Annotated in this window: 9 protein-coding genes; 2 read left to right on the top strand and 7 right to left on the bottom strand. The window is 32.8% G+C overall.

From position 1 onward, the window contains the following. Nucleotides 1–321: 321 nt before the first annotated feature. Nucleotides 322–1167 carry an HAD hydrolase-like protein gene (locus JG554_RS02335; RefSeq protein ID WP_070037409.1) on the top strand — a complete coding sequence of 282 codons (846 nt, stop codon included), beginning with the start codon at nucleotides 322–324 and terminating at the stop codon, nucleotides 1165–1167. A 4-nt stretch (nucleotides 1168–1171) separates the two neighbouring features. Further along, a complete protein-coding gene (locus JG554_RS02330) occupies nucleotides 1172–2896 on the top strand; it encodes a glycoside hydrolase family 3 protein (RefSeq protein ID WP_203265361.1) in 1725 nt (574 codons plus the stop codon). Between the two features lie 399 nt (nucleotides 2897–3295). Here JG554_RS02330 and uidA read toward each other — a convergent pair whose 3' ends face one another. From uidA to JG554_RS02295, 7 genes are all read right to left on the bottom strand, one after another. Next, nucleotides 3296–5089, bottom strand: coding sequence for a beta-glucuronidase (uidA, locus tag JG554_RS02325; protein ID WP_070037406.1), 1794 nt, complete (start codon nucleotides 5087–5089; stop codon nucleotides 3296–3298). 36 nt (nucleotides 5090–5125) lie between these two features. Next, entirely contained in the window at nucleotides 5126–6529 is a 1404-nt protein-coding gene (locus JG554_RS02320) for an MFS transporter (RefSeq protein ID WP_046206794.1), read from the bottom strand. Nucleotides 6530–7050: 521 nt separating this feature from the next. Further along, on the bottom strand, nucleotides 7051–8265 hold the full coding sequence (locus JG554_RS02315; protein WP_070037403.1) for a helix-turn-helix domain-containing protein: 1215 nt from the start codon (nucleotides 8263–8265) through the stop codon (nucleotides 7051–7053). A gap of 134 nt (nucleotides 8266–8399) precedes the next feature. Then, nucleotides 8400–9470 carry a YkvI family membrane protein gene (locus tag JG554_RS02310; RefSeq protein WP_070037400.1) on the bottom strand — a complete coding sequence of 357 codons (1071 nt, stop codon included), beginning with the start codon at nucleotides 9468–9470 and terminating at the stop codon, nucleotides 8400–8402. A 492-nt stretch (nucleotides 9471–9962) separates the two neighbouring features. After that, a complete protein-coding gene (locus JG554_RS02305; RefSeq protein WP_019470075.1) occupies nucleotides 9963–11321 on the bottom strand; it encodes a gluconate:H+ symporter in 1359 nt (452 codons plus the stop codon). 192 nt (nucleotides 11322–11513) lie between these two features. Continuing rightward, nucleotides 11514–13064, bottom strand: coding sequence for a gluconokinase (gntK, locus tag JG554_RS02300; RefSeq protein WP_203265360.1), 1551 nt, complete (start codon nucleotides 13062–13064; stop codon nucleotides 11514–11516). 34 nt (nucleotides 13065–13098) lie between these two features. Beyond that, the gene (locus JG554_RS02295) at nucleotides 13099–13782 is read right to left on the bottom strand and encodes a GntR family transcriptional regulator (protein WP_070037397.1); all 684 of its coding nucleotides are present in this window, start codon (nucleotides 13780–13782) and stop codon (nucleotides 13099–13101) included. Nucleotides 13783–13812: the final 30 nt, after the last annotated feature.

Raw genomic sequence — 13812 nt, 5'->3', positions numbered from 1 at the left:
TATTTACAAAATGGATGCCATAGATGAGATATATCAAAAATAAAATGTACGCACCTTTGATCACGTACTTCTCTCAAATAGCCAATATTTTTATTAATAAAATAACTATTTTAGTAATAAAATGACATAAAACATCTACTTTGTGATTATACTCACAAAGTTATACGAAATGCGCTAGTTTTTTTCTATTATGAATGCTAACTTTAATATTATAAAGAAAGCGCTTTATTATATTCTTGAGTTTTACTTACAACAGTATTTTAAAAGTAAGGTAATGGTATATGATAAAGCACATATTTTAACTTGAGAGGAAAAGATTAAATGATTGATTCTTTATCACATTACAAACCTAGGTTTAAAAAATTAATTTGCGTTGATTCTGACGGATGTGCCATCGATTCTATGACTATCAAGCATGAGCGGGCATTTGGTCCAGCTATTGTTGAAGAATGGCATTTAGAAAATATAGAATACAAACTATTAAAGCGCTGGAATGATATAAATTTATATGAAATCACTAGAGGTATTAATCGCTTTAAAGGTTTAGAACGCATGTTAAGTGAACTTGTTGAACAAGGGATTCATATTGAGGGCTACAAGCATATTAAGCAATGGGTGCAAACAACAGATGCTTTCTCTAATCCAGCACTCGAAAAAGCTATATCAAACAATCCGCAACAAAATGGATTACAAAAAGCATTATCATGGTCCCACCGTGTTAATGCAATTATCAAAACCTTACCAAGTATTGGACCATTTAAAAACGTACAAACGTCTCTACAAAATGCTTCAACTTTTGCTGATATCGCAATTGTGTCATCAGCAAATTTAGCGGCAGTAGAATATGAGTGGGAATCATATAAATTAACAGACTATTTAAGTGGCATGTTTGCACAAGAAGCAGGTACAAAAGAGCACTGTTTAGCGCACTTAAAACAATATTACAACTTAGAAGACATCATCATGTTAGGAGATGCCAAAGGAGACTTAGAAGCAGCAGAATCTCATGGTATGTACTTTTATCCAATACTAGCAGGTCATGAAGATCAATCGTGGCTAGACTTTAACAATAAATATTTAAAATTGTTTAAAGATGGTCATTTCAACCAATACACACATGACACTTTAAAACAAATATTTTTTAATAATTTTGAAGGAGAGAACTAACACTATGGTTAAAGTAGATTTAACAGCATCACCCTATCATTTAAATGACAATCAAATAGCATGGGTAGAAGAAACACTTGGTACATTAACAGACGAAGAAAAAATTGGTCAATTATTTTTTAACTTATTTTCTTTAGAAGGTGGCAAAAAATTTTTTGACGCAGACTTAACTAATAAAGATATACTTGAACGTTATCACATTGGTGGCGCTCGATATGAAGGTGGAAACAAAGAAGAAGTTCAAAACTTACTCAATGATTTACAAAGGCATACGAAAGTTCCAGTACTTGTAGCAGCAAACTGTGATTCAGGAGGAAATGGTGCATGTAAAGATGGTACATATATCGCAAGTGCTGCTCAATGTGAAGCTGCCCAAGATACAAAAGTTTCATATAATGCTGGTCTCGTTTCAGCACGTGAATCCTCAGCACTTGGTGTACACATTAATTTCGATCCCTGTGTAGACATACTTAAGAATTGGCGCAATACAATCGTTAATACACGTGCATATGGCACAGATGCTGAAACAGTTATTAAATATTCAAGCGCATTTATTGACGGCTTTAATGCTGAACGCGATATGATTACATGTATCAAACACTTCCCTGGAGACGGTACGGAAGAGCGTGACCAGCACTTGGTGCTTGGAGTAAATGAACTATCTACCGAGGAATGGGACGACAGCTTCCGAAAAGTTTATCAACATCACATTGATCGCGGTGTACAGATGATAATGGCAGGACATATTGCACAACCTGCTTATTCAAAAAAATTAAATCCAAGTCTCGAAGATAAAGACATTTTACCTGCAACTCTTTCTTCTGAACTAATTACTGATTTACTAAAAGATGATATGAAATTTAATGGTTTAGTCGTTACTGATGCAAGCCATATGTTAGGTATGACTGCTTCTATGCGTCGCGAAGATTATGTTCCATTAGCCATTGCAGCTGGTTGTGATATGTTCTTATTCTTCAATGATTTGGAAGAAGATTACCAATTTATGCTCAATGGTTATAAAAACGGGGTCATCACAGAAGAGAGATTAAATGATGCCGTAAGACGTATCTTAGGTTTAAAAGCACAACTCAATCTTCACATGAAACAAGAAAACGGTTCAATCATTCAACCTCAAGAAGCATTAGATATTATCGGTTGTACAGAACATTTAGAAATGCGCGCAGAAGCAGCTGATTTAGGCATAACACTTGTAAAAAACACTTTAAATCAATTACCTATCCGACCTGAAACACATAAAAATATTATGCTTTATGTGATCGAAGGCGAAAAAGATGGCATCTATAAATCAGCGAATAACGTCACAGATGATATTATAAAAGAACTCGAATCTCGTGGATTTAATGTGACATTAAATGATGGTTCAACACGTATTAAAGGTAAAACATTAGAATATCGTGAAAAAGTAGACGCTGCGTTAGTATTTGCAAATATTATCGGCTATGCTGCTGAAAATAACTATCGCATTAAATGGGGTACAGCCATGAGCAATGAAATACCGTGGTATGTACATGAAGTACCAACCGTGTTTATTTCTACCAATTTCACGACTCACTTGCATGATGCAACAATGGTTAAAGCTTATATAAACGCTTATCATTCCAACAGAGAAAATATTAAACAAACCATTGATAAGATTATGGGAGAAAGTGAATTTAAAGGTCAATATAATGACTTAGTATGGACAGAAAAATGGCAAGCAAAATTATAAAAAAGCGAGTTATAATATCATGCTTAGAGTATAATACCTATACTTAAATTAAGGACTAATCTCTCAGATTAAGATGAGATTAGTCCTTTTTATATTGAAATGCTTTCGTATAGGTATGGATAGCTTTAGCTAGAGTAAGTTTGTTCGAGCTGTATGCATTCACTTATATCATTATCTACTGCGTCAACACAGTGCCCTTTCGTCTCCTTTTATAACGATCATAAAGCTAAACAACTAATTTATACTAAAACGCACTAAGCATACAAAGTACATTTTATTATATATAATGCCGCTAAATCATATTATTCAATTTGATACCCCTTTTTCTATAAAACCAAAATAACCCTAAAGCTTGTTATAGGCTTCAGGGTGAATATACTTATAATTGTATTTAGTTGTTTATGATTTATAGCCAAAGTTAGGTATGTTTTCCCAACGTTTCTTGAAATAATGTGCAACTGCTTTAGGGCGACGTTCACGCGTGAATATTCCTTTTTTGTTTCCTTGGACACGGATAATATCTGCAGATGTTTCAAAATCTGCAAAATTCCATGTATGTTCACCAATAAATTGTGGATATTGATCAATGACTTCATGATTTGCTTCATAATAACGAATTTGGTACTCTTCCGTAAATAATTCATCATTTAGTGAATGTAATCCTGCTACTGTGTCCGCACCATATTCTGTAAACATAATTGGCTTATGCGGTTGTTTTTCACTCCAACCATCTAACTCAGTTCTTAAAGCTTCTTTAGCAGCTTCCAAATCGCCTGTTTGTGTATACCATCCGTAATATCTGTTCAGACATAATACATCTACTAAATCTTGAACTTGGCAATTATCCGGCTGTGACATTAAAATGGTTACGATTGTTACAGGTCTGTTTTGTGGATCGCAAGAACGTGCTAAGTTGACCAAGGGCTCAAAATATTCTTTTGCGCCTTCTTCAGTTGAAGCTGGTTCATTAGCTATTGACCACATTACTACACATGCATGGTTTTTATCTCTATCAATCAAATCTTTGATAACAGATTCGTGTGCTTTTTTCGTTCCAATTTCTTTAAATGTATCTCTTGTAGACACACCATATAATACAGTGCTAAAGTTTAAATGCACGCCGACAGCAGTTGTTTCATCTATGACAACAATACCTTGTTCATCTGCCAATCGCATCATTTCTTCAGAATAAGGATAGTGTGACGTTCTAAATGAGTTACCGCCAATCCATTTAATCAGATTGAAATCCATAACGTTTGTTACTTCATTTAATCCTCGGCCATTATAATAGGTATCTTCATGCTTACCAAATCCTTTAAAATAAAACGGTTGATCATTGATTAAAAATTGCCCCTGTTTTACTTCCACAGATCGTATACCAAAACGCTCAGTATAACTATCTACAGCTTGGTTATTATCTACTAACGTTACTTCTAAATGATATAAGTAAGCATTCAAAGGTTGCCATAAATACGGCTGTTCAACCTTGATAGAACCCTGTGCACCAGTCGTTTCTGCTACAACCTTTCCCGCTTCATCTATCAATTTAATTAAGATATCATCCACTGGTTCATTGATGGAAACATTATAATTTATATCTGCCACATTATTTTTAACTTCTGGAACAATTTCAATATCTTTTATAAATGTTTGTGGTGTTGTATAAATTTTAACGGGTCTATGCAAACCAGCATAATTGAAAAAGTCAAAATTAGGCTTATTTCTTTTAATCAAATTACCATCTTTGTCTGTGGTTTCGCTATAATTACCAACAGGTAAAGTCGTTTCGTCTAATATATTATTTACACAAACCGTTAAACGATGTTTTCCTGTAGAGAATTTTTGATTTAATTCCACTTCAAATGGTAGAAATCCTCCTTGATGTGATGTGACTTCTTGACCATCAATATAAACAGTTGCTTTATGTGTAGCTGAACCAAATCTCAACACAATACGTTCATCTGATAGTACGTTAGGTATCGTAAACATTCTTTCATACCAAACGTTTCCTACATGATTACGTATGTTTGCAGTCACGCCTTGATCATTATATGAACCAGGTACTGCCATAACTAAATCAGTGTCCAAAGGTTTCGTTACATCTATTTGATCATAGTTCTCTTCTAATTTAAACTGCCAAACACCATTTAAGTCTATGATACTTCTCTGTTCATTTGTTACTGGATATAGCATATAAATGCTCCTCTCATAAAATTAAATACAAAATAGTTATAATTCCTCTCTAAGTGCTAGTTCTTTAACAATTTGTTTATGTTTCTGATCTGTTAATGGGTATGCAATGAAGAAAAGTATCACTGCAACTAAACAAATGACTGCGGGCACCACAAAGAATAATATTTTTAAACCGAATATTGTATCAGGCGTTTGTGCCGCATTAGGTACATAACCAATAATTGTTAATGCCATACCTGGTATAAAACCTGCTAAGCCTTGTGAAATTTTTCTAGTAAAACTATAACTTGCATAAATAATACCTTCAGATCTAAGTCCTGATTGCCATTGTCCGTATTCTACAACATCAGCTATAAACGCCCATGTCACCGTATTTGGAATAACTAAGAATAATTGTGCAATCGTGTTAAATATTAAGAAAAGTACAATTTGCTCTGAAAATAACGAAAAGTTCACAATTTGGAAAATAATAAAACCACTTACGCCTATGACTGCTGTCATTTTTTTACCTACTTTTTTACTTAAGAAAGTAGTTAGGAATAATGCTGGTATTAAAACAATAAAATTCAATGTACTTACAATTCCTATTAAATTATCAAAACCAAGTACATTTTTGTAATAATATAGTTGCGCACCTTGTTGTAAAAATAAAGCAGTAATCGTTAACAATGTATAAATTGCTAGAATTATAAATGGTCTATTTTTCAGTAAATTAAAAAACGCTTTACGCCCTAAACCTTTTACTTGCGGACGTTCAATTGTATGACGCTCTTTAACCCCCTTATAACACAACATATGTAGTGTGACACCTGCAATTGCAAGTATTCCTACTGCAATCGGATAACCAATCGCATGATTCGGAAATAAACTTACTAACGGAATAATAACAATGCCTGAAATAAACATGGCACCTTGTGACCCTAAATTACGAAACACTGATAATTGTGTTCGATCATCCGCATTAATCGTCATTGAGGCAGACAATGAACCATAAGGTATATTCACTACAGAATAAGCAGCATTGAATAGTAAATATGTTCCAAATGCCCATATAATTTTACCTGTTTCACTGATATCAGGAGAAATAAAAGTTAAAACAGTCAATATTGCTAATGGAACGCTCCCATATAAAATAAATGGTCTAAATTTTCCTCGCTTTGAAAAATTCTTCTGATTATCGACAAGAGTTCCTACACCCGTGTCTACAAATGCATCGAAAAATTTAGCAACTAAAAATACGAGACCACCAACGGCAGACGGAATTCCCAAAATATCTGTATAAAAAAGCAGTAAATAAATTTGCCCCATATCAAACATTAATCCGTTACCTAAATCCCCAAATCCATAAGCTAGTTTTTCTTTGAATTTTAATTTCGGTGATTCAATTTCGTTAAATTTTTTCAATTTCTTATTTGCCGGTTTTAATCTGGCTGTAACCATAAGGATTACCTCTTTCCACTATCGAAACAACATTTGTGCACCTCATCTTTGCAGTTTCATAGTCTGTTTTATTGAATGTGGCCATCAATCATAACTTTCCCCATAGAATTGAAAGCGTTTTCTTACGTACATAAAAATTTTTAACCCTCTAGAATAGATACGCTTATTATTTTCACGTGCATACACCCTTAACACTTTTTGATAGAGCTCTTACTTTTATTATATTTTTATAATGACAACAGTCAATAAAAAATAACAACGTTGTTAAAATTGTGTCTTACTTATCCATCTATGCTATTTTTTTTCAACTATTGCTAAAGTCTGTAATAACGCCAATCCAAATTGATACTATACTTTATTACATACAATTGCGCGGAAAATATTAAATTAGCTCTAAGTTTAATGTGAATTGGTGCTATTTTAATTATTTTCAGAGATAATTATGATTTTTTTGATATTTTCCTAATTTTTTTACAATTTTTTTATTGAATATTTAATTTTCTGATTTTTCATTATATCTACTAATAAAATTCTTTATGTTCTGTCCGATATTTCAATGGTGTCTTGCCATATTGCTTTTTAAAACATTGTGCGAAATAACTTTGTTCCTTAAAACCAACATATTTTGCCACTTCGGCAACAGTCATTTTTGTCCGCGCTATTAAGTCACGCCCTTTTTTTATTCTTAGTGCTGTAATAAATTGTGATAAAGATTGATGACATTCCTGATTAAAAATTCTTGATAGATAACTAGGTGCCAAATTTACATAATTCGCTAATTCTTCTAAAGTTAAATTACTATCTAAGTTTCTTTCAATATATTGAATCACTTTACTTACTTTAGGGCTAAAGGCATTCGCTTTAATTTTCATAGCCCTTTCTGCATATTCCTTTACAATTGCATACGTTAATTCTTCCAATACTTCTACATCCAATGTCCGATCAATCATTGCAGCATATCGAGCGGATATTTCATCGATATGTATAAGACTTACACCCGCTTTTTCACCAGCTTTACGGCATAAAGTATTGATCAAATATGCTTTATATTGTTCATTTGATAGATCATCCTTCACTCGTCGTAAACCAGTCACAGACAAACTCATCTTTTTTAAAATCGTTAATGCTTCTTCGACATTTCCGTTTTCTACTGCAGTCAACAATTGATTTTCTAAATTATATCTATATTCTATTTCTTGTAATGTGTAATCACTTTGAAGCTTAGAATCAGCTAAAAATGTTTCATTTGCATGAAAACTGAAGTCAATTTCTACCGTTTCATAGACAATATTTCTTTTCTTCAAAAAACGAATTGCTAAACGACACATTTTTTGTGCTTTAACATGATGACATATTGGTATTTTAAGTAGATATTGTTTCAGTGTAGGCAGCTTAGAAATTTTAATATTTAAATTTAGTAACATTTCATTACATTGGCGCTCATTGGGTCGTTTATCCATATAAGGTCCAATAATATATATTTTTCTATATTTTTTAAATTTAAAAATCAAAAAGCTTACATTAAAACTATTTTTATAGTGATAAATTTTATTACTTTGCATATGCACAATAAAATGTTTTAACTCATTTCTATATTGTTTTTTGGTAGTATTCATAAAAGGTGTCTTAATATGGTTACTAATTGCCTTTATGTTGTCCATATCATAACCTTCTAACTGAATACCCAACAATTGTATAGCATGCATTTGCAATATTTCTAGCGTTTCATTCTTCATAAAAAACACCCCATTCCTTATATTTTTATTATATCTAAATATTAAGGAATAGAGTATCAAATGAATAAAAAATATTTAATTTATTTTTAGAATTTTATATATTTAGGCGTGTAAGGCTATTAATCACTCTGTGTCTATTGTTTCTTACCCAATTTTAATTTAAACGGCGCATAGAATAAGACAAAGATAAGCACCAAACCTAAATAACCGATTAATGGATAGAAGATTGCTACTAGATCCGTAAATCCGACAAAACTTAAGCAAAGTCCTACAAGGATTGTAATAGTATAAAATAGCTTAAAACGTATAGAATCTACAACAGTGAAACGTGTTGCAAATGCATAAAACATACCTAGTCCTGTATTGAAAATCATACCAAATATCACGATTGCCATAATGATACCTAGAATTGGTGATATATGGTTCACAATACCTAACATAGGCATTTCCATATTACCGACAATATTGATTTGTGTAAAAATTGCTAAATGACTTAAGACAATCATAGCACCCAATATCAGGCCACCTACTAAGCCTCCAATTGCTGCTACTTTTGAATTTTTTTCTGCTCCACCCATTACAATAGCCATTGAAGCACCTACTGCTGTATTAAATGAAGCATAATTAATACCTGCAACAAACCAATTAGGTAATGTCGAAGGTTTCGCATCTGAAATTGTATTTAATTCAGAAAATGGTACATTTGTAGTTAAGAAACTATAAATCGAAATAATTAATATAAAAATAATTAAAAACGGCGTAATATTGCCAATAACTTTAACTACACCTTCAACCTTTAACATTCCTGCAAGGATGATTAATACAGTCATTAATAATGTACCAACGAGCGATGGTACCCCAAATTGTTGATTTAAGTTTGACCCAGCACCTGCAATCATCACTACACCGACACCAAACAAAGTAAAGATAATGACTAAATCAATAATCCATCCCAATAATTTTCCAAATAATGATTTTCCAGTAATATTATGTATAACGACTTTATGTGAATCTGTATCAAACTTACTACCTAACCAAACAAGCATCATCCCAACATAAGCAAACAACGCTGTGGTAATGATAGCACCCAAAGTGCCCAAAATACCAAAACTAGTAAAATATTGCAGCACTTCTTGTCCAGAAGCAAATCCAGCACCAACGATGACACCGATAAAAGCACTAGCAATCAGTAATATTCTTTTCATCATGTTACCCCCTTATTGAGTCTACTATATACAACTTAAATAAAATTTCAATTATAATAACTATGATTATTGTATATTTGGCATCTAAACTACTTAAAATTTCTACGATTACTCAATTTTATCATTTTATCCATAATTTATGTTGAAATACTTAAAAGACTAAGCAATTCATTCAAAATAGCATTTGGAACATAAACCCTAGAAAAATAACATGAAGATGATTTAATTCAGTCCATCTGTGTGATTCATTGTTACTCATCAATACTACGACTTATTTATGTCTAAATTCACATTAAAATATTTTTAAAAATAAGGACCTATATTAACCCAAGTAGTAAATCAATGACCTAACTATAATTAAAATAATATTGAAAAAGGCAATTTCTATATGATTTCAATAGAAATTGCCTTTTTTCACTTGTTCAAGAACTTTATGTTCCAGACTCTATTTCGTAACACACACCCATTTATATGTGTTTTTATGTGATTTTATTATACAAAGATACTTAATATAAAAATAAAAACTAGTCCTGAAACAGAAATAACCGTTTCAAGTAATGACCAAGTTAGAAACGTTTCTTTAACAGTTAAACCAAAATATTCTTTAAACATCCAAAAGCCTGCGTCATTCACATGAGATAAGATAACACTACCTGCGCCAATTGCTAATACTACTAATGCAACATTCACGTCCGATGATTGTAGTAATGGCAATACAATGCCTGTTGATGAAATTGCGGCTACTGTAGATGAGCCTAAAGCAATTCTTAAAACGGCTGCAACTACCCATGCTAGTAATATAGGAGACATTTCAGTACCTTCAAACATTTTAGCTATTGTGTCACCAACACCACCATCTATCAGTACCTGTTTGAAAGTACCACCACCGCCTATAATTAAAATCATCATTCCAATAGGATAGATTGCGTTTGATACAGAATCCATGATTTCAGCATTTTTTCTACCTTGTCTGACACCCATTGTTATAATTGCAAACAAAACGGCAATTAACATCGCTGTACCAGCAGTACCTATAAAGTAAATGAAGGATTCAAAGCCATTTGTCGCTTCTTCATTACCCGTCACTAACTGAACAATTGTAGAAAGTAACATAAGAATAACTGGTGAAATTGCAGTTAGTAAACTGATACCAAATCCAGGCATTTCAGACTCTGAAAATTCTTTTTGCGCACCTAAAGCTGAGATATCACCTTCGCGTTGATAAGCAGTTGGCGTAATTTTTTGTGCCACTTTATTAAATAATGGCCCTGCAATAATGGTAACAGGTATTGCTATAATTATACCGTAAAGTAACACATGACCTAAATTAGCTTGTAATTCTTTAGCAATTACAACTGGTCCCGGATGTGGTGGTAAGAATCCATGTGTCACAGATAGTGCTACAACCATAGGAAGTCCAAGTTTTAATTGTGATACATTCGCGCGTTTTGCAATTGTAAATACTAATGGTATTAATAGTACTAATCCTACTTCAAAGAATAACGCTATACCTACAATAAAGGCTGCAATTAACATTGCCCATTGTACGTGTTTGTGTCCAAACTTTTTAATCAATGTATCGGCAATACGTGTAGCACCACCACCATCAGCCAATAGTTTACCTAAAATCGCACCTAAACCAAAAATTAGAGCAATATGACCTAAAGTACTTCCCATACCATTTTCAATGGTTTCTATAATTTTATCTAACGGCATTCCGAGTAAAATAGCAGTGATAATAGATGTAATAATTAATGATATAAATGTATTTAACTTCAAGAAAATGATTAATGATAATAATACAACGATACCTATAACCACTGTAATTAATGGCCAAATTGTTTCAAACATAATTGTTCTCCCCTTTAACACTTAACATAATCGTTCATAATATCAAAAGGGCTTGCCCTCTCAATGATAACGCTTACTTAAATGTTTAAAATTTTAAATTTTTTAAACTGAATGAAATGATAGCCTTAAATGGAATTTACATATTTTTATTTATAGCTTATCATTCACTCAGTTTGTACCAATAAATCGTATCTACGATTTATCTTCAACCACATGTTCACGCTGAAACGTAGCGATTTCAGCATAGTGTTCTTCTAATGAGCGACTTAAATTGATGAAAATTGAAATGAGTTTTTGATAAACATTCACATTATCTTGATTTGGACGATGCTGATTTGTTGTACCCACCATTTCTTCAATAATAGAAAAATCTTCAATTTCACCAAGTGCCTTCATGCCAAGTACACAAGCGCCTAAACATGAGCTTTCATAACTCTCTGGGACGATTAAATTCGTATCAAAGATATCTGCCATCATTTGACGCCACACTTCACTTTTAGCAAACCCTCCCGTTGCTTTTATCGTGGACGGTGTTTCATTCATTACTTCGACTAATGCTAAATAAACTGTATAAAGGTTATAAAGAACGCCTTCTAACGCTGCTCGAATCATATGTTCTTTCTTGTGAGCTAGCGTTAAGCCAAAGAATGAACCTCGTGCATCTGCATTCCACAATGGTGCACGTTCACCTGCTAAATATGGATGGAATATCAACCCATCTGCGCCCGGTTTCACACGATTAGCAATTTTAGTCAGTACATCATAAGGGTCGACGCCTAAACGTTTTGCTGTTTCCACTTCACTCGCCAATAATTCGTCACGTAGCCATCGTAATACCACGCCTCCATTATTCACTGGTCCTCCAATGACATAATGATCTTCCGTCAAAACATAACAGAAAATTCTACCTTTATAATCTGTTCGTGGTTTATCTATTACTGTTCTTATGGCGCCAGAAGTTCCAATGGTTACAGCAACTTCACCTTTTTTAAACGCATTTACGCCTAAATTTGACAATACGCCATCACTAGCACCTACAACAATTGGCGTATTTTCGTCAATACCCATTAATGTTGCGTAACGACGTTTCATTCCTTTTAATATATGTGTTGTCGGTACAATTTCAGGCAATTGAGATTTACGAATGCCTAACAACGCTAATGCTTCTTGATCCCAATCTAAATTCTCTAAGTTAAACATGCCAGTAGATGAAGCCATCGATTGATCAATCACATAGGTTTCAAATAACTGATAAAAAATATATGTCTTAATGTCTGCAAACATCGCTGTTTGATTATATATTTCTTGTTGTTCGTGTTTCATCCAAAATATTTTAGATAGAGGTGACATTGGATGGATAGGCGTACCTGTTCTACTGTATATCGCGTCACCGTCATATTTGTCTTTAATCATTTCTGCATATTTTGTCGCACGATTATCTGCCCAAGTCAAATTCTCAGTTAATCGTTGATGACTTGCATTCATTGCAATCAAACTATGCATTTGAGCACTAAATGAAATTAATTTCAAATCATTTTTATGAACATTGGCTTCCCTCATAACATATTTAATCGTCATCAATACTGCATCAAATAACTCATCAGGATTTTCTTCTGACACCTCCACATTTGGTGTATGCAAAGGATAGCCAATATTATGTTTCATAATAAACTGCCCTTTTTCATCATAAAGCACTGCTTTTGTACTTGTCGTACCTATATCAACACCTATCATGTATTTCATAGTTTTTCCTCCTATTGTACCTCTTGTTTCACAATTACTCTTTCATCCAAAAACTATCTATATCTTCGCCAACATCATCAAAATTCAAATGAAATGCTTCTCTTAGTTTTGTTGCACTTTGCTTTGCAACCGCATCGATAAACACTTCATGATTATGATGAATTCGTTCAAAATCAACCGGATTTTCAGTCATACGTTTGCGCATGGATAACAAGATAAGCGCTTCCATCACTGGCTTCAAATTGTTCCAAAATGTTTTTAGATACTGATGTTTAGAAGCTAATATCGTCACTTCATGAAATTTCATATCGTGTTCTGTAAATGCCTCTGCGTCTTCAAATTTAACAGCAACTCTCATCATTTCTAGTTGTTTCCGCATTTCTTTAACAATTTGCTCATGATTATCTTTTTTTATCTTATTAAAAGCAAATGATTCTAGCATAATTCTTAAATCATACAGTTCTTTTTTTTCATTATCATTAAAAGGTAAAACGTAGGCACCCATTCGTTCTAAATGAATTAACTGATCTTGCTTTAATAATTTAAATGCATCTCTTACTGGAGAACGACTCATATTAAATTCATTGGCAATTTGGTTTTCAGTTAACAATGTGTCTGGTGTAATCATGCTATCAACAATTCTTAAACGTATTTCCGAAGCAATCATTTCACCTTTAGAAACACCTTCAAGCCATTGTTCTGGATAAATATATTCCAAACGACTTCACCTCTCCACTCAATCGATATA

Source organism: Staphylococcus sp. 11-B-312, assembly GCF_016743055.1.
GTDB classification, from domain to species: Bacteria; Bacillota; Bacilli; order Staphylococcales; family Staphylococcaceae; genus Staphylococcus; species Staphylococcus ureilyticus.
The sequence above is the reverse complement of the archived record's forward strand: the minus strand, read 5'-3'. Positions and strand labels throughout refer to the sequence as shown.

Coding starts and splice junctions, on each gene's coding strand:
- uidA (WP_070037406.1), bottom strand. CDS start 5,089: ATGCTATATCCAGTAACAAATGAACAGAGAAGTATCATAGACTTAAAT.
- gntK (WP_203265360.1), bottom strand. CDS start 13,064: ATGAAATACATGATAGGTGTTGATATAGGTACGACAAGTACAAAAGCA.
- JG554_RS02305 (WP_019470075.1), bottom strand. CDS start 11,321: ATGTTTGAAACAATTTGGCCATTAATTACAGTGGTTATAGGTATCGTT.
- JG554_RS02310 (WP_070037400.1), bottom strand. CDS start 9,470: ATGAAAAGAATATTACTGATTGCTAGTGCTTTTATCGGTGTCATCGTT.
- JG554_RS02335 (WP_070037409.1), top strand. CDS start 322: ATGATTGATTCTTTATCACATTACAAACCTAGGTTTAAAAAATTAATT.
- JG554_RS02330 (WP_203265361.1), top strand. CDS start 1,172: ATGGTTAAAGTAGATTTAACAGCATCACCCTATCATTTAAATGACAAT.
- JG554_RS02315 (WP_070037403.1), bottom strand. CDS start 8,265: ATGAAGAATGAAACGCTAGAAATATTGCAAATGCATGCTATACAATTG.
- JG554_RS02320 (WP_046206794.1), bottom strand. CDS start 6,529: ATGGTTACAGCCAGATTAAAACCGGCAAATAAGAAATTGAAAAAATTT.